We start from the raw sequence: 22,201 nt of genomic DNA, 5'->3' as shown, positions 1-22,201 counted from the left end.
TATGACGGCGGGTGCGCCACTTCACGTCAGGGGCCGGGGGCTGCCGGGCGAGGAGCCGGTCGAATGGTGGATCGTCGACGGTCTGCTGCGCTCCGAACCGGTGCCCGGCGCCGAAACCGTATGGGACGGCGGCTGGGTGATTCCCGGGCTGGTCGACGCGCACTGTCATGTCGGCCTGGGTCCCGTTCCGGGCGGCGCCGTCGGTCTGGATGAGGCCGCTGCCCAGGCGGAGACGGAACGCGGCGTCGGCGCGCTGCTGCTGCGGGACTGCGGTTCGCCGACCGACACCCGTAGCCTCGACGACCGCGAAGACCTGCCCCGCATAATCCGCGCGGGCCGCCACGTCGCCAAGCCGAAGCGCTACATCGCCGGATACGCGGTGGACGTCGAGGACGAGTCCGAGCTGCCCGCGATCGTGGCACAGCAGGCACGGCGCGGTGACGGGTGGGTGAAGCTCGTCGGCGACTGGATCGACCGGTCGATCGGCGATCTCGCGCCGCTGTGGGACGACGCCATCCTGCGGGAGGCGATCGACGCGGCGCACGCCAACGGCGCCCGGGTCACCGCGCATGTCTTCGGGGAGGATGCGCTGCCGGGTCTTATCGGCGCCGGCATCGACTGCATCGAACACGGCACCGGGCTCACCGACGACACCATCGCGCTGATGGTGGAACACGGCACCGCCCTGGTGCCGACGCTGATCAACATCGAGAACTTCCCGGGGATCGCCGATTCGGCGAACAAGTACCCGACCTACGCCGCGCACATGCGCGACCTGTACCAACGCTGCTATCAGCGGGTCGGCGCCGCGCGCGAGGCCGGCGTGCCGATCTATGCGGGCACCGACGCGGGCAGCACCATCGCGCACGGGCGCATCGGCGACGAGGTCGACGCACTGCGCGGCATCGGGATGAGCCCGACGGAGGCGCTCGGTGCGGCGTGCTGGGGTGCCCGCGACTGGTTGGGCCGGCCCGGTCTGGTCGACGGAGCGCCCGCCGATCTGGTGTGCTACCGCGACGATCCGCGGCGCGGCGCTGCGGTCCTCAACGAACCCGCGCTGGTGATCCTGCGGGGTCGCGCATTCCGCTAGTAGACGTCGCGCACGTAACGGTGGGTCTTGATCAGATCGTTGACGTAGGCGTGCGCGTCGTCGGCGTCGAATCCGCCGCAGGTGGCGACGATCTCGCGCAGTGCGGTGTCGACATCTCGCGCCATCCGCTCGGCGTCGCCGCACACGTACAGATGCGCACCGTCCTGCAGCCACCGGAACAGTTCTGCGGCGTTCTCCCGCATCCGTTGCTGCACATAAAGTTTCGCGGCGCTGTCACGGGAGAACGCCAGATCCAGGCGGGTCAACGTGCCCGACGACACGAACGCCTCGAGCTCGTCGCCGTAGAGGAAGTCAGTGGTGCGGCGACGGTCACCGAAGAACAACCACGACCGCCCTGGCGCCTCGGTGGCCTGCCGCTCCTGAAGGAAGGCGCGGAACGGCGCGATCCCGGTGCCCGGACCGATCATGATGATGGGAACGTCGGCCGCAGGCAGGCGGAAGGCGTGGTTGGGACGCAGATGCACCGACAGCGTGTCGCCGCGCTCGGCGAGGAACGTCGACGCGACTCCGCCGTGGGTGCGTCCGCCTGCGGCATAACGCACCGTCGCCACGGTGAGGTGAACGCTGTCGGGATGCACCAGCGGACTCGACGCGATCGAGTAATCGCGGAACTGCAAGGGCCGCAACGTGTCGAGGACCTCGTCGACGTCCAGTTCGGCCAGCCGAAGCAGGTCCAGCACATCCTTGCCGTAGGACCAGGAACCCGGCGCCGCGGTGGCTTCGGTCCGCAGTGCTGCCGCTGCGTCGGTGTCGCAGGTGCGGGTGGCGACCAGCGCCTGCAGCGCTCGTGACGGGGTACGGATCTCGAAATGATCGGACAGCAGGACGCCGAGCGGGGCGTCGTGGTCGGCGACCGCCCGCTCGGGATCCGCGCCGAGCTGCGCGAGGATCAGCTCGACGAGGGCCGGGTCGTTGATGGCATGCACGGCCAGCGAATCCCCTGCGCAGTACGTGATTCCGGAGCCGGTCAGATCCACCTCGTAGTGGCGGACCTCCTTGTCCGAATCGACCGCGGTGAGCAGCCGGTTGACCGTGAGCCGGGTTGCGAAGGGACGGTGCCGTTCCCGCGAAGGCGGCTCGTCCCGCACCGGCGCGGCCACCGTGTCCGCTTCCGTGGTGGTGGCCGTGTCCTCGACCGGTGTGGATTGGGCGGCCTGCAACATCTTGACCACGTCGGTGGTCCACGCCGCGGCGGGTTGTTCGTAGAAGCCGTCGACGTCGACACGTTCCACGAGGCGGGTCGCGCCGAGCGCCTCGAGTCGCTCGTCGAGCAGCTTGCCGGCGTTGCAGAACAGGTCGTAGGCCGTGTCGCCCAGGGCCAGCACCGCGAAACTCAGCTGCTCGAGCCTCGCGTTCTCGGCGCTCAAGGCCTCCCAGAACAGCGTGGCGTTGTCGGGGAATTCCCCGTCGCCGAACGTCGAGCAGGCGACCACGAAGTGCGACGCCGACCGCAGGTCGGCCACGTCCACCTGGTTGAGCTCGACGGCCTCGACGTCGATGCCGGCGGCCTGGCACGCTTCGGCGAAGGTCATCGCCGCATCCTCGGCGTTGCCCATATCGGTGCCGAAGGCCACGATCAGCGAGAACTCGGACCCATCCGTCATCGACCGCTCCCTTCCGCGAAGTTAGGGTGACCTTACTTTGCGGCTGAACGCGATGGGGCGCTCCCTTCTCCACCGCGAGCAGACGCGGACACGGGTCGCAGACCGGCATGTCAGCACGAGGCTGTCTGCTCGCGAGAGGACGTCAGGGCTGGCTGAAGCCGTAGTCGAACAGGCTGATCGCCTGGCTGTAGAGGTCGCCGGTGCCGTACATCTGCGCCACCACCAGTCGGCGCGAGCCCCGCTGGGCGGCGCCCACGTAGGTCTTGCGGGCGAGGTTGGTGAAGCCGGTCTTACCGGCCAGATCGCCGGGATAGCGCTTGAGCAGCTCGTTCTGATTGGACAGCGTCTTACCCGGGAACGGCGCCGAGGGCGACCGCATGATCTGCGCGATCAGCGGATACTGCAGGGCCGCCCGCATCATCGCCCCGAGGTCGCGGGCAGTGGTGACCGACTCCCAGCCCGGTCCGTCCAGACCCGACGGCGACGAAGCCCTCGTGCTCCTGGCGCCGACGGCGGCCGCCTTGCGGTTCATCGCGGCGACGGCGATGCGCTGTCCGCCGAGCATGTCGCCGAGCATGTTCGCCGCGTCGTTACCCGACACCATCAGCAGCGCGGAGAGCAGTTCACGTACCCGGTAGGGCTGACCGGGTTTCAGTCCGACACAGGAGCATTCGACCTGGGTGTGCGAGGCGTTGGCCCGCGCGAAGTTGTCGGGGGAGAGGTGGTCGAGCACCACCATGGCGAGCAGGATCTTGATGGTGCTGGCCGGTGCGTGCGGCTCGTCGAGTTTGCGGCTGGCCAGGATCCGGCCCGTGTCGAGGTCTGCGACCAGCCACGTCTGCGCGGGTCCGTCGGGGAGCGTGACGGCGCCCGCCGGCTGTGGCTGCGCGGACGCCGGCGCCGCGACCACCGCGGACACCGACGAAATCACCAGCGCGGCAACGCATCCGACAACCGCTGTCCGCGACCGCCGACGTGTACGCAACCAGGCCACGAGGGGAGAGCCTAAGGGCGGTTACGCCTCGGAACGGTCTCGAAAAGATGTCGTCTCGGTCCCGTTGTGCGTGTCGTGGTTTTCGAATCCTGCTACAGGACGCCGACGTCGGCGTCGCGGTCCAGTGCGAAGCCCCAGTCGAGCAGGCCGGCGGCCTGATCCCAGTAGGTGGGGCCGCCCTCTTTGACGAGTCCGTGCATCAGCGCGACCACCAGCCGCCTGCCGTCGCGCTGCGCCGCACCAACGAACGTCTTCTGGGCGATGTCGGTGTACCCGGTCTTCCCGCCGAGCGCGCCGGGGAAGCGGTGCAGCAACTCGTTCTGGTTGACCAGCACCACGTCGCCGGTCCGCGCGGGGAACACCGCCGTGGGCATGGCGGTGATCTGGGCGAACACGGGGTCGGCCATCGCTGCGCGGAAGATCACCGCGAGATCGTGCGGTGTCGACCAGAACGGCATACCGGGCCCGTCCAGACCCGACGGCGTCACGACGTTGGTGCCGTGGGCGCCCAGTAAGGCGGCCTTGGCGTTCATCTTCGCCACCGCGGGACCGACGCCGCCGAGCATGCGGGCCAGGGTGTTGGCGGCATCGTTGCCGGAGGCCAGGAGCAGACCCTCGAGCAGCTGGCGCGCAGTGTAGGTGCGGCCTGGCGTCACGCCCGCGCAGTTGCACTCGACGTGGGTGTCGACCTCTTCGGCGACGATGGTCGAGTCCAGCGGGACCTCGTCGAGCACCACCTGGGCGAGCAGGGTCTTGATCGTGCTGGCAGGCGCGTACCGGACATTGTCGTTGCGGCCGGCGAGGATCTGGCCCGTGTCCATGTCGGCGACGATCCAGGCCTCGGCCGGGCCTGCGGGGATCGGGACCGAGCCGACCGGCTGGATGTCCAGGTCGGCCGACGCGGCTGGTGCGACGGCGATGCTCAACGCGGCGGACAGCACGGCGAACAGAGTGACGAGCCTCCCCATGGGCGCCGAGCCTAACCCGCGGTGTTGAATCGACGCATGCTCAGTCTGGCGGAGATCTCAGATCGGTTGGAGATCCAGCAGCTCATGATCGACTACTCGTCGGCGATCGACCAACGGCGGTTCGACGATCTCGATCGCGTGTTCACCCCGGACGCCTACATCGACTACCGCGCGACCGGCGGCGTCGATGGACCGTTCCCTGAGGTGAAGACGTGGCTGGCCGATATCTTGCCCAACTTCCCGGCCTACTCACACATGCTCGGCAACGCCGACATCCGGGTCACCGGCGACACGGCCTCGGCGCGCACCATCTGTTTCAACCCGATGGTGATGGGCGGTGAGCCCGGCCCCGCCGGCGCCCCGGTCTACTTCGTCGGGCTCTGGTACGTCGACGAGTTCGCCCGCACCCCCGACGGCTGGCGCATGACCCGCCGGGTCGAGGAGAAGTGCTTCGACAAGCTGCTGTGACCTGTCAGCCGTCGCGCTGCGCGGTGATGGTGTGGCGCGGCAACCGGCCTTCGGCCCGGCTCAGCACGTCGGTGGTCAGGCCGGTCCGCTGGAGCGCGGCCACGATCTCGTCGATCGGCCGGATCCGGAAGCCGTGCGGCGCCACGGGTAGCTGACGCATGGTGTCGGGATCCCCGATCCCGATGGCCACCCGGCCGCCGGGCCGCAGGGTGCGCGCGAACTCGGCGCAGACCGCGTCCAGATCGTCGACGAAGTAGATGGTGTTGACCGTGATGGCCGCGTCCAGGGCGGCATCGTCGAACGGCAGCGCCGTCAGCGACCCGCGGGACAGGTGCAGACGATTGCTGTCGATGTCCCGGCGGAACCGGCGTCGGGCGCGGCGCAGCATGTCGTCGCTGATCTCCAGGCCGTGGACGGTGCCGCCCGTGCCCACCGCGTCGACGAGCAGGCGCAGACCCGCACCGCCCCCGAACCCGATGTCGGCGGCGACGCCGCCCGCCGGGGGTTGCGCTGCGGACACCGCCGTTGCGATCGCCTGGCCGTTACCGCGGTCGAGCGCCCCAGCGACGACGCCGCCGAGCGGACCGTGGGGGCGGCCGAGTTGTCCGGCGACCGTCCGAGCGAGCGGGGTGATGAGGTTGTCGCGAAGTGAGACCATTCGGTCAGTGTGCCCAGAACCGGTCCGCGGCAGACATCGGCCCGAATTGCGGCGATTTCCGCTGGACGCGGCCGCTCTGGCAGAATGGTCGGCTGTCCGCCTGCGACCACGGCTGCAGGGCGGTCACACACGTGAGGCAAAACCGGATCCGGGCAATTCCGCCCGCATCGCCGAATTGCAGCGTGGCAAACCATCAGGAGATATCGCTTCACCATGGCTGTCAAGATCAAGCTGACCCGCATGGGCAAGATCCGCAACCCCCAGTACCGCATCGCCGTCGCCGACGCGCGCAGCCGCCGCGATGGTCGTTCCATCGAGGTCATCGGCCGGTACCACCCGAAGGAAGAGCCCAGCCTCATCGAGATCGACTCCGAGCGCGCGCAGTACTGGCTCGGTGTCGGCGCCCAGCCGACGGAGCCCGTCCTGGCGCTGCTGAAGATCACCGGTGACTGGCAGAAGTACAAGGGCCTGCCGGGCGCAGAGGGCACCCTGAAGGTCAAGGAGCCCAAGCCCAGCAAGCTGGATCTGTTCAACGCCGCGCTGGCCGAGGCCGAGGGCGGCCCGGGCACCGAGGCCACTCAGCTCAAGAAGAAGAAGGCGCCCAAGAAGGACGAGAAGGCCGCCTCCGACATCGAGGCGACGGCCGATCCGTCCGGATCCGCCGACAAGTCCGAGCCCGCCGCTGAAGGCGAGGACGCCACGGTCGCCGGCGCCACCGAGAGCTGAGCGACACCGTGAGCTCAGTCGTCGTCGACGCCGTCGAACATCTCGTCCGCGGAATCGTCGACAACCCCGACGATGTCCGGGTCGACATGGTGACCAACCGCCGCGGCCGCACCGTCGAGGTGCACGTCCACCCCGATGACCTGGGCAAGGTCATCGGACGCGGCGGCCGCACCGCGACCGCGCTGCGCACCCTCGTCGCCGGTATCGGCGGCCGGGGTATCCGCGTCGACGTGGTGGACACCGACCAGTAGCCGCACCGGCGGACCCGGGAGGAAACCTGTGGACCTGGTGGTCGGACGGGTCGTCAAGGCCCACGGCGTCACCGGCGAACTCGTGATCGACGTCCGCACCGACGATCCCGAGGGTCGCTTCACCCCGGGCGCCGAACTACGCGGCCGACAGCCCAAGGCCGGCACTGAACAGCGCTACGTCGTCGAATCCGTGCGACCGCATGGCGGCAGGCTGTTGGTGCGGGTCGACGGCGTCGCCGACCGGACCGCGGCCGACGCCCTGCGCGGGACGCTGTTCGTCGTCGACACCGCCGAACTGCCGCCGATCGAGGACCCCGACGAGTTCTACGACCATCAACTCGAGGGGTTGGCTGTCCGGACCGTCGGCGGCGACGAGGTCGGCGTGGTGGCCGAGGTGCTGCACACCGCGGCCGGTGAACTGCTGTCGGTCAAGACACCGGACGGCGCGGAGGTGCTGGTGCCGTTCGTCAACGCCATCGTGCCGCGGGTGTCGCTGGCCGACGGGCTGGTCGAGATCGACCCTCCCGACGGTCTGCTGAACCTCGAATGACGGGGGCGCGCCGTGCGCATTGACGTCGTGACGATCTTTCCCCGGTATCTCGATCCGCTGCGGGAGTCGTTGCCGGGCCGGGCGATCGAATCCGGACGCATCGAACTGGGCGTCCACGACCTCCGGCAGTGGACGCATGACGTGCACCGGTCGGTGGACGACTCGCCGTACGGCGGCGGCCCGGGGATGGTGATGAAGGCGCCCGTATGGGGCGCCGCTCTCGACGACATCTGCACCGACGACACCCTGCTCGTCGTGCCGACACCCGCAGGCCGGCTGTTCGATCAGGCGACCGCGCAGCGCTGGACCGCCGAGAAACACCTGGTGTTCGCCTGCGGTCGCTACGAGGGCATCGATCAGCGCGTCGCCGACGACGCCGCCCGTCGCATGCGGGTCGAGGAGGTGTCGATCGGCGACTACGTCCTGACCGGTGGCGAGTCCGCGACGCTGGTCATGGTGGAGGCCGTGGTGCGGCTGCTGCCCGACGTGCTGGGCAACCCGGCCTCGCACGCCGACGACTCGCACTCGGCCGGTCTGCTCGAAGGACCCAGCTACACAAGGCCGCCGAGCTGGCGCGGGCTGGAGGTGCCCGCGGTCCTGATGTCGGGGGATCACGCGAAGATCGAGCAGTGGCGACACGCCGCCGCCCTGGAGCGAACTCGCGAACGCCGGCCGGACCTGTTGTCCGACAGCTAGATCCGACCGCCCGGAAACACCGTCTTGACCACCTGCGTGATCGTCGCCCGGGCTTCGGCTGCGTCGGCGGGCTGATCGGATCCGACGACCATGATGTAGCGGCGGTCGGCACCGACGACGCCGGTGGACAGGTGCATCCAGTCGGCGCCGATACAGCACATCCAGCCCTGCTTGACGGCGACCGGTTCGGCGTTCAGACCGTCGGGGATGCCGAACCGCTGCGGGTACACACCGCCGGGCTGGGTGCCGTCGATGCCGGTGGGTGTCGCCTTGGCCAGGTTCTCGATGATGAGCTCCGCCTTGTCGCGGGGCAGGCCGCCCTCACCGGAGAGCAGCATGTCGTAGAACCGGACCAGGTCCGCCGCGGTGCTGACAGTGTTGAACCACTCGCCGTTGCCCGGCGGGCGGGTGTCCTTGAGCCCGTAGCGCTCGGCGACGCGGGTCACGACGTCGTTCCCCCCACCGCGGTTCCAGAAGACCTCCGCGGCGCTGTCGTCGGACGACCGCAGCATACGGTCGAAGTTCTCCCAGTCCTCGGGTGAGAGCTTCGCGCGGCCCTGGGCCACCTGCAGCAGCAGATCGTCGGCGATGAAGAGCTTCACGACCGAGGCGATCACGATGCTGCGGGTGTTGCCGTTGGAGATCCGCTGCCCGGTGTTGCGGTCGAGCACCAGCAGAGTGACGTCGGCGCCCGCCGCCTCGGCCTGTGCATTCGCCCGTGCGAGGCGCTCGTCGATATCTCTGAACGTGGCCGGCGGCTCGGCCGGCCGCGCCTCGGACGGCGCCACCGGGGCGCCGGCGGTCAGATGATGTGCAAGCGAGGGTGCAGGGTTGCTGTGCACCCGGGCTTCGCTGCCCGCGATCACCACCGTCGCAACCAGAGCGGCGGCGGTGGCCGTGAAGACGAGCCCCGACGGCCGCAGTCGCATCGTCCACCCTCTTTCGCAGCCGATATCCTCAGGATAGGCAGTACCCCGTGCCGATGCCGTCCAGCATTACGCACCCGTGACAGCCGCGGCGATGCGCGATTTCACTCGACCGCCGCCCGTCTGGCACAATTGAGCAGTTGTCCGCGCGGGACGGGGCGTATGCGTCCTGTTCGTCCGCGCAGAGATGCACCCGGAACGCTCGTAACAGACCGCTTCGGTGCGCCGTTCACCCGAACAGCAGCCCGACCGGAACGTGACCAACCACGAATGCAAGGAAGTATCACAAGATGAACACGCTGGACTTCGTCGATCAGACGTCGCTGCGCGACGACATCCCGGCCTTCGGCCCCGGCGACACCGTGAACGTCCACGTCAAGGTCATCGAGGGTTCCAAGGAACGTATCCAGGTCTTCAAGGGCGCCGTCATCCGGCGCCAGGGCGGCGGGGTCCGCGAGACCTTCACGGTCCGTAAGGAGAGCTACGGCGTCGGCGTCGAGCGCACCTTCCCGGTGCACTCCCCGAACATCGACCACATCGACGTCGTCACCCGCGGTGATGTCCGTCGCGCCAAGCTCTACTACCTGCGTGAGCTCCGCGGCAAGAAGGCGAAGATCAAGGAAAAGCGCTGACTTCCGAGCGGACCGGCGGTTCACGCCGCCCCGCTCATGCGAAGTCGGGTCCCGTGCTGACTAGTCTGTTGCCGTGACCCACGCCGACTCCGCCGATTCATCACCCGAGAGCGCCGCCGAGGGTGCGGATTCCGAGAACGACGAGAGCCCGCCGCGCCGTAAGCACTCCGCCCTGCGAGAAGGCGCCATCCTGGTCGTCCTCGCGCTGGTCATCTACTACGTGATGCTGACGTTCGTCGCGCGGCCGTACCTGATTCCGTCGGAATCGATGGAGCCCACCCTGCACGGCTGCCCCGGCTGCACCGGCGACCGCATCATGGTGGACAAGATCAGTTACCGCTTCGGCGAACCGCAGCCCGGTGACGTCATCGTGTTCAAGGGTCCGCCCAACTGGAGCATCGGATACAAGTCCATCCGCTCGGACAATCCGGCGGTCCGGACTGTGCAGGACGCGCTGTCCGTCGTCGGTTTCGTGCCGCCCGATCAGAACGATCTGGTCAAGCGCGTGATCGCGACGGGTGGTCAGACGGTCGAGTGCCGGGCGGCGACGGGTCTGACCGTCGACGGTAAGCGGCTCGACGAGCCATACCTCGATCCGACCACGATGATGGCCGATCCTGCCGTCTACCCGTGCCTGGGCAACGAGTTCGGCCCGGTCACCGTCCCCGAGGGGCGGCTGTGGGTGATGGGCGACAACCGGACCCACTCGGCGGACTCGCGCGCCCATTGCTCGAACCTGCCTGCCGACGCGCAGCGCGGACTGTTGTGCACCGGTGATCCGACGGCGGGCACCATCCCGGTGAGCAATGTGATCGGCAAGGCGCAGTTCATCGCGTGGCCCCCCGGCCGCTGGGGCGGCATCGACTCGATGAACCCGCAGACCGACATCCAGGCCGCCGCGCAGACCGCAGCCGTATCGGGAGGCTAGCGGTGCCGGGCGGTTGCTCTTCGCGCGAGCGCTCATCGGCATCCTGGCCGCCGCGCACCGTCATCCGCAAGTCCTCCGGCCTGCGCACCCTGGAATCCGCGCTGTACCGCAACGGTTTGGGTCCGGTCGCCGGTGTCGACGAGGTCGGGCGAGGAGCCTGCGCGGGACCGCTGGTGATCGCGGCGTGTGTGCTCGGCCCCAACCGCCTGGAGAGCCTCGCCGCGCTCGACGATTCGAAGAAGCTGGGGGAGAAGGAGCGCGAACGCCTGTTCCCTCTGATTCGCCGCTATGCGCTGGCCTATCACGTGGTGTTCATCCCGTCGACGGAAGTGGACCGCCGCGGTGTGCACGTCGCGAACATCGAGGGCATGCGGCGTGCCGTGGCCGGTCTGCCGGTGCGGCCCGGTTACGTGCTGTCCGACGGGTTCCGGGTACCGGGTCTGCCGATGCCGTCGCTTCCGGTGATCGGCGGTGACGCCGCCGCCGCGTGCATCGCCGCGGCGAGTGTCCTGGCCAAGGTGAGCCGCGACCGGCTGATGGTGGCGATGGACCAGGAGCATCCCGGATACGGCTTCGCGCTGCACAAGGGGTACTGCACGCCGACCCACACCGCAGCATTGGCGGAGCTGGGACCGTGCGCCGAGCACCGGTACTCCTTCGTCAACGTGCGAAGGGCCGGGAACCGCACCGAGGTGGTGGTGACCGGCGAAGGTACCGGAGCTGTATCTGATCCCTGGGATGCGGAGCCGACACAACGCGACGAAGTCGGGTGAGGGAAGATGGAGCCAACCGAACACGAAGGACAGCAGGACAGATGAGCGCCGAGGATCTCGAGAAGTACGAAACCGAGATGGAGCTCTCGCTGTACCGCGAGTACAAGGACATCGTCGGACAGTTCAGCTACGTCGTGGAGACCGAGCGCCGGTTCTATCTCGCCAACAGTGTCGAGATGGTGCCGCGCAACGCCAATGGCGAGGTGTACTTCGAGCTTCGGCTCGCCGATGCGTGGGTGTGGGACATGTACCGCCCCGCGCGCTTCGTCAAGCAGGTCCGCGTCATCACCTTCAAGGACGTCAACATCGAAGAGGTCGAGAAGCCGGAGCTGCGGCTCCCGGAGTGAATTTCTGCTCACGCCCTTGTCAGTGCTGACAGACTGGTCTCGTGCGCTCGACCCCCAAGTGCTGGCTCACCGACATGGACGGCGTCCTGGTCCGCGAAGAACACCCGTTGCCCGGTGCGGCCGAGTTCCTCGCGCGGCTGGTCGAACGTGAGCGGCCTTTCCTGGTCCTGACCAACAACTCGATCTTCACCCCGCGCGACCTCGCGGCCCGGTTGGCCCGATCCGGGTTGACCGTCCCCGAGTCGTCCATCTGGACGTCGGCCCTGGCGACGGCGACGTTTCTCAACGACCAGCTGCCCGGCGGCTCGGCATACGTGATCGGCGAAGCCGGCCTGACCACGGCGCTGCACGAGGCCGGGTACACCATGACCGATGTGGAACCGGACTTCGTCGTGCTGGGGGAGACCCGGACGTACTCGTTCGAGGCGATCACGAAGGCGGTCCGGCTGATCCTCGGGGGCGCCCGGTTCATCGCCACCAACCCCGATGTGACCGGACCGTCGGCCGAGGGACCGTTGCCCGCCACCGGATCGGTCGCGGCGATGATCACCAGGGCGACGGGGCGTGAACCGTACTTCGTGGGGAAACCGAACCCGATGATGTTCCGCAGCGCACTCAACCGGATCGAGGCGCACTCCGAGAGCACCGTGATGGTCGGCGACCGGATGGACACCGACGTCGTCGCCGGCATCGAGGCGGGGTTGGACACCATTCTCGTGCTGACGGGTTCGACGAGCGTCGAGGACGTCGAGCGCTATCCCTACCGGCCAAGCCGGGTGCTGCCGTCGATCGCCGAGGCCATCGATCTGGTGTGAGCGCCACCGAACCGATCGACGACCACTTCCGCACCAGGGTCGCGGCGCTCACCGCGCCGCCGGGAGCCCGCCGGGTTGAGGACGACGTCGTGCGTGACGATGCGGCAGTCACCGTGCGAGAAGCGTTGGCACTCTTCGACGTTGCGCTCGGCAGCCGCCATCTCGATCTCGCCGCCCGGTGGCTGCGCGCCGAGGGTCGCGGCTTCTACACCATCGGATCGTCCGGACACGAGAGCAACGCCGCCGTCGCCGCCGCACTGCGGCCCACCGATCCCGCTCTGCTGCACTATCGTTCGGGCGGTTTCTTCCTCGCCCGGGCGGCGCAGGTCGACGACGGCCCGACCCGCGGCCTGCGCGACGTGCTGCTCGGACTGGTCGCCGCCGTTGAGGAACCCATCTCCGGTGGGCGCCACAAGGTGTTCGGCCGTGCGGATCTGGCGATCATCCCGCAGACGAGCACCATCGCCTCGCACCTGCCCCGCGCGGTCGGGGTGGCGTTCTCCACCGCACGCGCCGCCAAACTCGGCCTCGCCTGTCCCTGGCCCGCACACGCGGTGACCGTCTGCAGTTTCGGGGACGCCTCGGCGAACCACTCCACGGCAGTCGGAGCGTTGAACGCGGCGATGCACACCGCCTATCAGGGCATGCCGATGCCGGTGCTGTTCGTGTGCGAGGACAACGGCATCGGCATCAGCACCCCGACCCCGCGCAACTGGGTCGCCCGCACCTACGCCGACAGGGAGGGCCTTGCCTACTTCGCCGCCGACGGCTCCGACCTCGTGGCGGCACTCGAGACCGCGCGGACGGCGGCGTCGTGGGTCCGGACCCAGCGGCGCCCCGCCTTTCTGCACCTGACCACGGTGCGGCTGATGGGCCATGCCGGGTCGGACTACGAGCAGGCCTACCGCCGCGCGGAGGAGATCACCGCCGACTACGGACGCGATCCGGTGCTGTGCGCCGCGGAAATGCTTGTCCGCGAACGTGTCCTGGCCCCGGACGAGGTGCTCGACCGCTACGAGGACACGCGGCGGCGGGTCATGGAATTGGCGCACGAGGTCGCCGACTGCCCGCAGCTGAGCAGTCCGGCCGCCGTGCTGCGACCGCTGCGCGACAGCCTGGCCGAGGCGATCGCCGCCTCGTCGGAACCGCCGCCCACCGCCGGGGCCGCACCGATGACCGTCGCCCAGGCGATCAACCGCGCGCTGGGGGAGGTCCTGGACCGGTGTCCCGAAGTGCTGCTCTTCGGAGAGGACGTCGCCCGCAAGGGCGGCGTCTACGGCGTCACCCGCGGACTACAGGGCCGCTTCGGCCGGGCGCGGGTGTTCGACACCCTTCTCGACGAGCAGGCGATCCTCGGATTGGCGCTGGGCGCAGGTGTTTCGGGGCTGCTGCCGATTCCGGAGATCCAGTACCTGGCCTACGTGCACAATGCCGCGGACCAGCTCCGCGGCGAGGCTGCCACCCTGCAGTTCTTCGCCGACCGGCAGTACCGCAATCCTCTCGTGGTGCGGATCGCCGGCTACGGCTACCAGAAGGGGTTCGGCGGCCACTTCCACAACGACAACTCGATCGCCGCCCTGCGTGACATCCCCGGAGTGGTGATCGCCTCCCCGGCCCGACCCGACGACGCCGCAGCCATGTTGCACTCCTGTGTCGCGGCCGCGCAAAGCGCTGGGGCCGTGTGTGTTTACCTCGAGCCGATCGCGCTTTATCACACCCGCGACCTGTATGAGGACGGCGACGGGCAGTGGCTGGCCCCGCCGGGGGAACCCGCCCCGATCGGCCGGTCCCGCACCCACGGCGACGGGGCGGACCTCACCATTCTCACCTTCGCCAACGGCGTCTACATGAGCCTGCGCGTCGCGCAACGGCTGGCGCGGGCCGGAATCGCCGCGCGGGTGGTGGATCTGCGCTGGCTCGCGCCGCTGCCCGTCGACGACATTCTGCGCGAGGCCGCGGTGACGGGCCGGGTCCTGGTCGTCGACGAGACCCGCGAGACCGGTGGCGTCGGCGAGGGGGTGGTCGCCTCGCTGATCGCGGGCGGATTCACCGGGCCGGTGGTGCGGGTGGCGAGCGCCGACAGCTTCATCCCCCTGGGCGACGCGGCGCTGCAGGTGCTGTTGGGCGAGGACACCATCGAGGCCGCCGCCGTTGAACTCATGCGTGAGTGACCGCTTGCTAGCTTGAGCGGATGACTGACGCCGATCCCGCCCGGCCGCTGGCCGGTGTGCGCATCGTCGAGATCTCCAGTTTCGTCGCGGTACCGCTGGCGGGTATGACACTGGCGCAGCTGGGCGCCGACGTCATCCGCGTGGACCCCGTGGGCGGGGCGGCCGATTACCGGCGCTGGCCGGTCACCGACGGCGGTGACAGCATCTACTGGGCGGGGCTGAACAAGGGCAAACGATCGGTCGCCGTCGACATGCGGTCGGCCGATGGCCAGCAGCTGGTCGCCCGCCTCATCGCCGACGCCGGCATCCTCATCACCAATGCCGCTGGGCGGCAGTGGTCCTCGTACGAGACCCTGGTCGCCCAGCGACCCGACCTCATCCACGTCGAGGTGTCGGGCCGCGCCGACGGCGGTACCGCGGTCGACTACACCGTCAACGCGGCCGTCGGGTTCCCGCAGGTCACCGGACCCGCCGAACTCGCCGTCCCCGTCAACCACGTATTGCCCGCCTGGGACGTCGCCTGCGGTCTGTACGCCGCGCTCGCCGTGTCGTCGGCGGTGCGGCACCGGGACGCGACCGGCATCGGCGCGCGCATCAGTATCCCGCTGGAGAACGTGGCACTCGCCACCGCCGGCAATCTGGGTTTCCTGACCGAGGTGATGATCAACGGTGTGCCCCGCAATCGCCTCGGCAACTCCCTGTTCGGCACCTACGGGCAGAACTTCGTGAGCAGCGACGGCGCGGCATTCATGGTGGTGGCACTGACCAACCGGCACTTCCGCGATCTGAGTGAAGTCACCGGTACGTCGAAAGCCGTTGCGGCGCTAGGTGAGGCGCTCGGCGCCGACCTCGGCGACGAAGGTGAGCGCTTCCGGCACCGCGATGCCCTCACCGGACTGTTCACCGTGTGGTTCTCCAGCCACACCGCCGACGAGGTGACCGCCGCGTTGTCGGAGACGTCGGTGCTGTGGGAACGCTACCGCAGCTTCGCCGACATCGTGAAAGACGAACGGGTGACCGACAATCCGCTGTTCATCGAGTTGGACCAGCCGCGGATCGGCCGGCACCGCGCGCCCGGTCTGCCCGTGGCGTTCGACGGGACCTATGCGCCGGCGGTCGCGGCTCCCGCACTCGGTGACCACACCGCCGAGGTGCTGACAGAGTGGCTGGGTATGGATGCGCGGGCGGTCAGCGGGCTACGCGAATTTGGCACGGTGGCAACGGGTTCGGTGAAGTGAGTCGTCTTCTGGATCTCCTCACAGTAAGTCCCGGTGACGGCGACACCTGGATCGGGCCGGCGAGCGGCCCCGCCGGTAAGCGGTCGTTCGGTGGGCAGTTCACCGCGCAGAGCCTCGCCGCTGCCGCCCGCACCGTCGACGCGGGGCGGCCGCCGACCAACATGCACCTGCAGTTCCTGCGCGGCGGTGAGGCCGGCGACCCGGTGGCCTACGACGTGACCCCGGTGTTCGACGGCCGCACCGCGGCGTCCCGCCGGGTGGACTCACGACAGGACGGGCGGTTGCTCACCATCGCGACGGTCTCGTTCGCCGCTCCGATGGCGGGCCCCGAACACGGCAAGCGGCCGGCATCCGGTATCGACCCGAACACGCTCGAGTGCACGGGTCCGGCCGGGCCCGCACCGTCGCTACCCCTCGACGAACTCGACATCCGCATCGTCGACGACCGGACCGGCGGCGAATTCGTCCGGCAGCTGTGGTGGCGAGTGACGGTGCCGCTGCCCGACGATCCGCTGATCCACACCCTCGTCGCGGTGTACGTCACCGACGTCTACGGCATCGACCCCGCGCTGCAGCAGCACGGGCACTCGATGCGTGCCCGCACCCACCGCAGCGGGACGACGGATTCGTCGATCTGGTTCCACCAGGCGGTGCGCGCCGACGAATGGAACCTTCTCGAGTCGACGTCTCCCGCGGCCGCACGGGGCCGGGGTCTGGTCACGTCGTCGCTGGTCAGAGCCGACGGCGTGGTCGCCGCGACGCTGGTGCAGGAGGGTCTGATCGCCGAGCGCTGACGCCCGCGGAGATTGACGCGTCGTTTCCTGGGTACGTGGAGTTCGGGTCGCGGGGGATAGCGACTGGTTCCCTACTACGACGGAGGAGTGACTCCATGAAGATCTCAACCACGACGGCACGCCGCGGAATCGGCAGCGCATTCGCCGGCTGCATGCTCGGCGGGATCGCCGCGGCGACCATCGCGGTGCCGACGGCCGCCGCACAGCCCGGCGCGTGCAACGCCAGCGATTTCGCGACCACCGCCAGCGGTGTGCTCAACGCGGCGGGTGGATACCTCAACACCCACCCGGGCGCCAACGACGTCCTCACCCGGGCTGCCACGCTGCCCGCCGGCGAGGCCGAGTCCACGGTGCGCAGCTACTTCGAGGCCCATCCCAACGAGTACCTCGATCTGCGCAACATCGCCCAGCCGCTGGTCAATCAGCGCAACCAGTGCGGGTACAACGTGTCCCCGTCGCAGCTGAACCTGCTGTTCGACGAGCTGGCCAGCTAGCTCCTGGTGCGTGGCTCGGCGCGGCCTCACGCGGCCGCCAGTGAAGCCACCATCACCGACGACGCCCGCAGTGAAGGCAACTTCACTGCGGGCGTCGATCGTGTGGGCTACAACGAGCTACATGCGGCCGTAGCGGCTGCGCACGAAGCTGTAGGCGCCGTAGGCGGCGATGCCGATCGCGGCGATGATGAGCAGGAACTTGCCGAACGGCGCTTCGCCTAGGGTCTTGACCGCGGCGTCCAGGCCGGAAGCCTTCGCGGGGTCCGACTGCAGGGTGGCGACGATGACGAGGATCCCGGCGCCGGCGAGGACCAGTCCCTTGGCGACGTAGCCCGCCACGCCGACGGCGGTGATACCGGTCCCGCCCGAGACCCGCAGATCCTTGAAGAACTTCTTCTTGACGCCCTTGTAGACGTGGTATCCGCCGACGGCGGCGACGCCGATGCCGATCACGATGAGCACGAACCGGCCGAAGCCCGACCCCATCAGCTGGGCCGACATTCCGGAGTTCTGCTGGCCGTCGGACTCTCCGCTGCCCATGGCGTACCGCATCGCGGACAGTGCGATCGCGGCGTTGGCGATCGCCAGGCCGATCGATTTCGCGCGTTTCCACGCCGGGGAGTCGTCATCCCCGGACGGTTGGCCCGAGCGTTCGCTGGGCTTGCTGCCCACCACCGCTTCGGCCAGGTGCCACAACGCGAGCGCGAACAGGCCGATCGCGACGATCCACAGCATGATCCGGCCGCCGGTCTGGCTGGCCAGGGTGGCCAGCGCCCCGGACTGGTCGGCGTTCCCGCCGCCACCGAGTGCGATCCGCAGCACGATGTAGGCCAGCAGCAGGTGCACGACGCCGCTGGCGGCGAAGCCGACCCGTGCCGCGTTCTCGAAGGCGTCGCTGTTGGTGGCGCGGTCGACGGCGCCGTGCATGTTGCCTTGCACACCCCCGGAACCGGGTCTGGCGCTCATGGTCATGAACCTCCTGCGTCGGTGCAGCATCGGTGATGTCGGGCCGGTATACCCGCGTTTTGACGGACGCGAAACGCAACGGCTGGGGATGGATCCGCCGCTGTGGACAACTCGGCCCGACGGCCGCTCCGCGTCGGTCGCGACGGCCACAGTGTCCCTATGACCTCACAGACACGGGCGGCGATCGGGGCGCACGGTGAACAGCTGGCCGTCGAGCATCTGACGGATATGGGCCTGGTGGTGCTCGACCGGAACTGGCGGTGCCGACACGGGGAGCTGGATGTCATCGCCAGCGATCCGGCGACGCGCACGGTGGTGTTCGTCGAGGTGAAGACGCGCACCAGCGATCGGTTCGGCGGCGTGGAGCAGGCGGTGACGCCGCAGAAGGTGCGGCGGTTACGGCGGCTCGCCGGGCTGTGGCTGGCCGGTCAGCACCAGCGGTGGGACGGGGTGCGCCTCGACGTGATCGGTATCCGGCTCCGCCGCAGCGCCACCCCGGAGATCACCCACGTCCAAGGGGTGGGTTGATGGCGCTCGCGCGGGCGTTCTCCGTGGCGGTCGTCGGTCTCGACGGGGTGATCGTCGAGATCGAGGCCGACATCACCTCGGGGCTGCCCGGGGTGCATCTGGTGGGGCTGCCCGACGCCGCCCTGCAGGAGTCGCGCGACCGGGTCCGCGCGGCGATCACCAACTGCGACAACGAATGGCCGGCGACGCGGCTCACCCTGGCGCTGTCACCGGCGACGCTTCCGAAGATGGGATCGGTGTACGACATGGCGCTCGCGGCGGCCGTCATGTGTGCGCACGGGAAGGAGGAGTGGTACCGGCTCGAGAAGACGGTGCTGCTGGGGGAGTTGGCGCTCGACGGGCGGGTGCGCCCGGTCAAGGGCGTGCTACCGGCGGTGCTCGCGGCCAAGCGGGAAGGCTGGCCCGCGGTCGCGGTGCCGTTGGCCAACCTCGCCGAAGCCAGCCTGATCGACGGCATCGAGGTGTACGGGGTACGCACGCTCAGCCAGCTCCGCGCCTGGCTGGAGGGCGACGGCGTACTCGACCCGAGGATCTCCGCCAGGCCGGCCGAACCCGACGATTCGGCGGACCTGGCCGATGTCGTCGGTCAGACCCACGCCCGCTACGCCGTCGAGGTGGCCGCCGCCGGAGCGCACCACCTGATGCTCACTGGTCCGCCCGGCGTCGGGAAAACCATGCTGGCGCAACGGCTTCCCGGCCTGTTGCCACCGCTGGCCGACGACGAGGCGCTCGAGGTGACCGCGATCCATTCGGTGGCCGGGCTGCTGACCGGCGACGCGCCGCTACTCACCCGGCCGCCTTTCGTCGCGCCGCACCACACCTCCACCGTTGCCGCGCTCGTCGGCGGCGGGTCCGGGCTGGCGCGGCCAGGAGCGGTGAGCCGGGCCCACCGCGGCGTCCTGTTCCTCGACGAATGCGCCGAAATCGGCACTGCCGCACTCGAAGCGCTGCGCACACCGTTGGAGGACGGGGAGATCCGGTTGGCGCGCCGCGACGGCGTCGCCCGCTACCCGGCCCGGTTCCAGCTGGTGCTCGCCGCGAATCCGTGTCCGTGCGCGCCGCCCGATCCGCGGGACTGCACGTGTCCGAGCACCGTGAAGCGGCGGTATCTGGGCAAGTTGTCCGGTCCGCTGCTCGACCGGGTCGATCTGCGCGTCGAGATGCACCCCGCGCGCGCCGACGCCTTCGCACCAGAAACCGGCGAGCCGACCGCGGAAGTGCGAGCCCGGGTGGCCGCCGCCCGGGCGGCCGCGGCCGCCCGCTGGCATCCCTACGGCATCCGGACCAACGCCGAAGTCGGCGGTCCGCTGCTGCGCCGCCGATTCCGGCTCGGTAAAAAAGCCATGGAACCGGTGACCACCGCGTTGGATCGCGGGTTGTTGAGCATCCGTGGCATGGACCGGTCACTGCGCGTCGCGTGGACGTTGGCCGATCTCGGCGGCCGCGTATCACCGACCCGCGACGACGTGGCCATCGCGTTGAGCTTTCGTCAGCCGAGGGGTGCCTGATGGCGACCGAGCACATGCGGGCATGGGCGTATCTGTCGCGGGTGGCCGAACCGCCGTGTCCGTCTCTGGCCACGTTGATCGCCGACGAGGGCGTCATCGCCGCCGCCGAACAGGTGCGTAGTGGTACCGCGCCGGCCGACGTGCTGCGGCACACCACCGCGCGGCGCGAGATCGATTGTGCGGAAGATGATCTCGTCACCGCGCAACGTTTGGGTGGGCGGTTGGTGACGATGGACGACGACGAGTGGCCGCTGCTGAGCCTCGTCGCGTTCGGCGGGGACCAGGTGCGCAGGCGTCCCCACGGGTATGCGCCGATGGCGCTGTGGGTGCTCGGCGACCTACGACTCGACGATGTGACGGGGCGGGCGGCGGCCATCGTCGGGACGCGGGCGGCGTCGGCGTACGGCGAACACGTCGCGGCGGATCTGGCGGCGGGTCTGGTGGCCCGCGACGTCGCGGTGGTGTCGGGTGGCGCTTTCGGTATCGACGGGGCGGCGCACCGGGCGACGCTGGCTTGTGAGGGGCTGACGGTCGCCGTGCTCGCCGGAGGTGTGGACGTGCCGTATCCCGCCGGTCACACCGCGTTGCTCGGACGGGTGGCGAAGGACGGCCTGGTGATCAGTGAGTATCCCCCGGGGATGCGGCCGACGCGGGTGCGGTTCCTCACGCGTAACCGGTTGGTGGCCGCGTTGTCGGGGGCGACGGTGGTCGTGGAGGCCGGGGTGCGCAGCGGGGCGGCGAACACGGCGGGGTGGGCGGCGGCGCTGGGCCGGCCGGTGTGTGCAGTGCCGGGGCCGGTCACGTCAGCGGTGTCGATGGGCTGCCATGCCTTGATCCGTGACGGTGCGGCGCACCTGGTGGGTCGCGCCGAGGAGGTCGTCGAGCTGGTCGGGCGGGTCGGCGAGCTGGCGCCGGCCGAGGAGCGGCCGGTGACACCACTCGACGGTCTCGACGACGACGAGCGCCGGGTCTACGAGGCGTTACCGGCCAGGGCGGCGCGCACGGCCGACGAGATCGCCGTCGCCGCGGGCATGCCCGCCTATCGGGTGCTGGGACCGCTGGCGATGTTGGAGATGGCCGGGCTGGTGATGCACCGGGAAGGACGGTGGCAGCTGAGCGCGCGACGGTAGGCCCCTATCGGGCGTGACCCGCTCGTATAGTCGATGAGGTTAGCTAACGAGGCGGAGGAGAGTTGTGGCTGGACGTCCCGTGCACACGTTCGAGGTGGTTCGCCGCGAGCAGATCGCACCGCACATGGTGCGGGTGACGTTCGGCGGCGGCGGTGAGGGCACCGGATTCGACACCTTCACGCCCAACGACTTCACCGACGCGTACGTGAAACTGGTGATCGTCCCGGCGGGTGTCGACGTGTCACGGCTCCAGCGGCCCTTGACCCTGGACAGCTTCAAGAAGCTGCCCGAGACCAAACAGCCGACCGTGCGGACGTACACCGTGCGCAAGGTGGACGGGGAACGGCGTGAGATCTCGATCGACTTCGTGGTCCACGGCGATCACGGTGTCGCGGGACCGTGGGCCGCATCCGTGGCACCCGGGGATCCGGCGTACCTGATGGGCCCCAGCGGCGCCTACGCACCGGACCCCGCCGCCGACTGGCACCTGTTCGCCGGCGATGAGGCCGGCCTGCCAGCGATCAGCGCCGCGATCGAATCACTGCCGTCCGACGCGGTCGGCAAGGCCTTCATCGAGGTCGCCGGCCCTGACGACCAGATTCCGATCAGCGCCCCCGAGGGAGTGTCCATCTCCTGGATTTACCGGGGCGGTCGCGCGGACCTCGTGCCCGAAGAGGTAGCGGGGGACCACGCGCCGCTGATCCAGGCCGTCAAGGAGACGGCGTGGCTGCCGGGCCGGGTGCAGGTGTTCATCCACGGCGAGGCCCAGGCCGTCATGCACAACCTGCGGCCCTACATCCGCAGAGAGCGCGGCGTCGAGGCGAAATGGGCGTCGTCGATCTCGGGTTACTGGCGGCGCGGCCGCACCGAGGAGACTTTCCGCGAGTGGAAAGCCCAACTCGCCAAACTGGAGTCCTGAGCCCGG

At 69.5% G+C, this 22,201-nt stretch carries 25 protein-coding genes; 19 read left to right on the top strand and 6 right to left on the bottom strand.

What is annotated here, in order from left to right; translation table 11 throughout:
• The first annotated feature begins 1 nt into the window (after window position 1).
• Window positions 2-1,090, top strand: a complete 1,089-nt coding sequence (locus A5757_RS02895; RefSeq protein WP_066828501.1) for an amidohydrolase family protein — start codon at window positions 2-4, stop codon at window positions 1,088-1,090.
• Here the strand turns inward: A5757_RS02895 and A5757_RS02890 are convergent.
• From A5757_RS02890 to A5757_RS02880, 3 genes are all read right to left on the bottom strand, one after another.
• Window positions 1,087-2,715, bottom strand: a complete 1,629-nt coding sequence (locus A5757_RS02890; protein ID WP_066828500.1) for a sulfite reductase flavoprotein subunit alpha — start codon at window positions 2,713-2,715, stop codon at window positions 1,087-1,089. The genes A5757_RS02895 and A5757_RS02890 overlap by 4 nt on opposite strands.
• A gap of 142 nt (window positions 2,716-2,857) precedes the next feature.
• Window positions 2,858-3,649, bottom strand: coding sequence for a D-alanyl-D-alanine carboxypeptidase family protein (locus A5757_RS02885; RefSeq protein WP_066828701.1), 792 nt, complete (start codon window positions 3,647-3,649; stop codon window positions 2,858-2,860).
• A 152-nt stretch (window positions 3,650-3,801) separates the two neighbouring features.
• Window positions 3,802-4,677, bottom strand: a complete 876-nt coding sequence (locus A5757_RS02880; RefSeq protein WP_066828499.1) for a D-alanyl-D-alanine carboxypeptidase family protein — start codon at window positions 4,675-4,677, stop codon at window positions 3,802-3,804.
• Between the two features lie 36 nt (window positions 4,678-4,713).
• Between A5757_RS02880 and A5757_RS02875 the strand changes: the two genes are divergently transcribed.
• A complete protein-coding gene (locus A5757_RS02875; RefSeq protein WP_066828498.1) occupies window positions 4,714-5,145 on the top strand; it encodes a nuclear transport factor 2 family protein in 432 nt (143 codons plus the stop codon).
• 4 nt (window positions 5,146-5,149) lie between these two features.
• On the opposite strand, the gene A5757_RS02870 is transcribed toward A5757_RS02875, so the two are convergent.
• Window positions 5,150-5,803, bottom strand: coding sequence for a class I SAM-dependent methyltransferase (locus tag A5757_RS02870; RefSeq protein ID WP_066828497.1), 654 nt, complete (start codon window positions 5,801-5,803; stop codon window positions 5,150-5,152).
• A 213-nt stretch (window positions 5,804-6,016) separates the two neighbouring features.
• Here A5757_RS02870 and rpsP point away from each other — a divergent pair, with 213 nt between their 5' ends.
• Genes rpsP through trmD form a run of 4 tightly spaced genes read left to right on the top strand, consistent with a single transcriptional unit; the run spans window position 6,017 to window position 8,026 of the window.
• Complete coding sequence (gene rpsP, locus A5757_RS02865) at window positions 6,017-6,529, top strand: 30S ribosomal protein S16 (protein ID WP_066828496.1); 513 nt, start codon at window positions 6,017-6,019, stop codon at window positions 6,527-6,529.
• An 8-nt stretch (window positions 6,530-6,537) separates the two neighbouring features.
• Window positions 6,538-6,780, top strand: a complete 243-nt coding sequence (locus tag A5757_RS02860; RefSeq protein WP_003928628.1) for an RNA-binding protein — start codon at window positions 6,538-6,540, stop codon at window positions 6,778-6,780.
• 28 nt (window positions 6,781-6,808) lie between these two features.
• Entirely contained in the window at window positions 6,809-7,330 is a 522-nt protein-coding gene (rimM, locus tag A5757_RS02855; RefSeq protein ID WP_066828495.1) for a ribosome maturation factor RimM, read from the top strand.
• Between the two features lie 12 nt (window positions 7,331-7,342).
• Window positions 7,343-8,026 carry a tRNA (guanosine(37)-N1)-methyltransferase TrmD gene (trmD, locus tag A5757_RS02850; RefSeq protein ID WP_066828494.1) on the top strand — a complete coding sequence of 228 codons (684 nt, stop codon included), beginning with the start codon at window positions 7,343-7,345 and terminating at the stop codon, window positions 8,024-8,026.
• Here the strand turns inward: trmD and A5757_RS02845 are convergent.
• Entirely contained in the window at window positions 8,023-8,955 is a 933-nt protein-coding gene (locus tag A5757_RS02845) for a serine hydrolase (protein ID WP_066828493.1), read from the bottom strand. The genes trmD and A5757_RS02845 overlap by 4 nt on opposite strands.
• 287 nt (window positions 8,956-9,242) lie before the next feature.
• Here A5757_RS02845 and rplS point away from each other — a divergent pair, with 287 nt between their 5' ends.
• The 9 genes from rplS (at window position 9,243) to A5757_RS02800 (ending at window position 17,144) form a co-directional block, all read left to right on the top strand.
• A complete protein-coding gene (gene rplS / locus A5757_RS02840) occupies window positions 9,243-9,584 on the top strand; it encodes a 50S ribosomal protein L19 (protein WP_066828492.1) in 342 nt (113 codons plus the stop codon).
• A gap of 73 nt (window positions 9,585-9,657) precedes the next feature.
• On the top strand, window positions 9,658-10,512 hold the full coding sequence (gene lepB / locus A5757_RS02835; protein ID WP_066828491.1) for a signal peptidase I: 855 nt from the start codon (window positions 9,658-9,660) through the stop codon (window positions 10,510-10,512).
• Between the two features lie 2 nt (window positions 10,513-10,514).
• Window positions 10,515-11,285 carry a ribonuclease HII gene (locus A5757_RS02830; protein ID WP_066828490.1) on the top strand — a complete coding sequence of 257 codons (771 nt, stop codon included), beginning with the start codon at window positions 10,515-10,517 and terminating at the stop codon, window positions 11,283-11,285.
• Between the two features lie 41 nt (window positions 11,286-11,326).
• Complete coding sequence (locus tag A5757_RS02825; RefSeq protein ID WP_011559372.1) at window positions 11,327-11,632, top strand: DUF2469 domain-containing protein; 306 nt, start codon at window positions 11,327-11,329, stop codon at window positions 11,630-11,632.
• A 41-nt stretch (window positions 11,633-11,673) separates the two neighbouring features.
• Complete coding sequence (locus A5757_RS02820; protein ID WP_066828489.1) at window positions 11,674-12,447, top strand: HAD-IIA family hydrolase; 774 nt, start codon at window positions 11,674-11,676, stop codon at window positions 12,445-12,447.
• A gap of 89 nt (window positions 12,448-12,536) precedes the next feature.
• Window positions 12,537-14,618, top strand: coding sequence for a thiamine pyrophosphate-dependent enzyme (locus A5757_RS02815; RefSeq protein ID WP_369815907.1), 2,082 nt, complete (start codon window positions 12,537-12,539; stop codon window positions 14,616-14,618).
• Window positions 14,619-14,638: 20 nt separating this feature from the next.
• The gene (locus tag A5757_RS02810) at window positions 14,639-15,856 is read left to right on the top strand and encodes a CoA transferase (RefSeq protein ID WP_066828487.1); all 1,218 of its coding nucleotides are present in this window, start codon (window positions 14,639-14,641) and stop codon (window positions 15,854-15,856) included.
• On the top strand, window positions 15,853-16,650 hold the full coding sequence (locus A5757_RS02805) for an acyl-CoA thioesterase II (protein ID WP_066828486.1): 798 nt from the start codon (window positions 15,853-15,855) through the stop codon (window positions 16,648-16,650). Before A5757_RS02810 ends, A5757_RS02805 begins: the two co-directional genes overlap by 4 nt.
• 95 nt (window positions 16,651-16,745) lie before the next feature.
• A complete protein-coding gene (locus A5757_RS02800; protein WP_066828485.1) occupies window positions 16,746-17,144 on the top strand; it encodes a heme-binding protein in 399 nt (132 codons plus the stop codon).
• Window positions 17,145-17,261: 117 nt separating this feature from the next.
• On the opposite strand, the gene A5757_RS02795 is transcribed toward A5757_RS02800, so the two are convergent.
• Window positions 17,262-18,110 carry a DUF1206 domain-containing protein gene (locus tag A5757_RS02795; protein WP_066828699.1) on the bottom strand — a complete coding sequence of 283 codons (849 nt, stop codon included), beginning with the start codon at window positions 18,108-18,110 and terminating at the stop codon, window positions 17,262-17,264.
• Window positions 18,111-18,269: 159 nt separating this feature from the next.
• Here A5757_RS02795 and A5757_RS02790 point away from each other — a divergent pair, with 159 nt between their 5' ends.
• The 4 genes from A5757_RS02790 (at window position 18,270) to A5757_RS02775 (ending at window position 22,195) form a co-directional block, all read left to right on the top strand.
• On the top strand, window positions 18,270-18,638 hold the full coding sequence (locus A5757_RS02790) for a YraN family protein (protein WP_066828484.1): 369 nt from the start codon (window positions 18,270-18,272) through the stop codon (window positions 18,636-18,638).
• Window positions 18,638-20,146 (top strand): YifB family Mg chelatase-like AAA ATPase, encoded by a 1,509-nt coding sequence (locus tag A5757_RS02785; RefSeq protein WP_066828483.1) that lies wholly within the window; start codon window positions 18,638-18,640, stop codon window positions 20,144-20,146. The genes A5757_RS02790 and A5757_RS02785 overlap by 1 nt, the downstream gene beginning before the upstream one ends.
• Window positions 20,146-21,276 carry a DNA-processing protein DprA gene (gene dprA / locus A5757_RS02780; protein ID WP_066828482.1) on the top strand — a complete coding sequence of 377 codons (1,131 nt, stop codon included), beginning with the start codon at window positions 20,146-20,148 and terminating at the stop codon, window positions 21,274-21,276. The genes A5757_RS02785 and dprA overlap by 1 nt, the downstream gene beginning before the upstream one ends.
• 64 nt (window positions 21,277-21,340) lie before the next feature.
• On the top strand, window positions 21,341-22,195 hold the full coding sequence (locus A5757_RS02775) for a siderophore-interacting protein (RefSeq protein WP_066828481.1): 855 nt from the start codon (window positions 21,341-21,343) through the stop codon (window positions 22,193-22,195).
• Window positions 22,196-22,201: the final 6 nt, after the last annotated feature.

The sequence above is a fragment of the Mycobacterium sp. 852013-51886_SCH5428379 genome (assembly GCF_001665575.1).
GTDB lineage: Bacteria > Actinomycetota > Actinomycetes > Mycobacteriales > Mycobacteriaceae > Mycobacterium.
Note: the sequence above shows the minus strand (reverse complement) of the source record. Positions and strands in the feature narration are given on the sequence as shown.

What these genes read in the sequence shown, in the direction of transcription:
- A5757_RS02800 (WP_066828485.1), top strand. Translation starts at nt 16,746, where the DNA reads ATGAAGATCTCAACCACGACGGCACGCCGCGGAATCGGCAGCGCATTC.
- A5757_RS02895 (WP_066828501.1), top strand. Translation starts at nt 2, where the DNA reads ATGACGGCGGGTGCGCCACTTCACGTCAGGGGCCGGGGGCTGCCGGGC.
- A5757_RS02880 (WP_066828499.1), bottom strand. Translation starts at nt 4,677, where the DNA reads ATGGGGAGGCTCGTCACTCTGTTCGCCGTGCTGTCCGCCGCGTTGAGC.
- A5757_RS02875 (WP_066828498.1), top strand. Translation starts at nt 4,714, where the DNA reads ATGCTCAGTCTGGCGGAGATCTCAGATCGGTTGGAGATCCAGCAGCTC.
- A5757_RS02825 (WP_011559372.1), top strand. Translation starts at nt 11,327, where the DNA reads ATGAGCGCCGAGGATCTCGAGAAGTACGAAACCGAGATGGAGCTCTCG.
- A5757_RS02890 (WP_066828500.1), bottom strand. Translation starts at nt 2,715, where the DNA reads ATGACGGATGGGTCCGAGTTCTCGCTGATCGTGGCCTTCGGCACCGAT.
- rplS (WP_066828492.1), top strand. Translation starts at nt 9,243, where the DNA reads ATGAACACGCTGGACTTCGTCGATCAGACGTCGCTGCGCGACGACATC.
- A5757_RS02845 (WP_066828493.1), bottom strand. Translation starts at nt 8,955, where the DNA reads ATGCGACTGCGGCCGTCGGGGCTCGTCTTCACGGCCACCGCCGCCGCT.
- A5757_RS02795 (WP_066828699.1), bottom strand. Translation starts at nt 18,110, where the DNA reads ATGAGCGCCAGACCCGGTTCCGGGGGTGTGCAAGGCAACATGCACGGC.
- A5757_RS02810 (WP_066828487.1), top strand. Translation starts at nt 14,639, where the DNA reads ATGACTGACGCCGATCCCGCCCGGCCGCTGGCCGGTGTGCGCATCGTC.
- A5757_RS02870 (WP_066828497.1), bottom strand. Translation starts at nt 5,803, where the DNA reads ATGGTCTCACTTCGCGACAACCTCATCACCCCGCTCGCTCGGACGGTC.
- A5757_RS02785 (WP_066828483.1), top strand. Translation starts at nt 18,638, where the DNA reads ATGGCGCTCGCGCGGGCGTTCTCCGTGGCGGTCGTCGGTCTCGACGGG.
- A5757_RS02790 (WP_066828484.1), top strand. Translation starts at nt 18,270, where the DNA reads ATGACCTCACAGACACGGGCGGCGATCGGGGCGCACGGTGAACAGCTG.
- rpsP (WP_066828496.1), top strand. Translation starts at nt 6,017, where the DNA reads ATGGCTGTCAAGATCAAGCTGACCCGCATGGGCAAGATCCGCAACCCC.
- dprA (WP_066828482.1), top strand. Translation starts at nt 20,146, where the DNA reads ATGGCGACCGAGCACATGCGGGCATGGGCGTATCTGTCGCGGGTGGCC.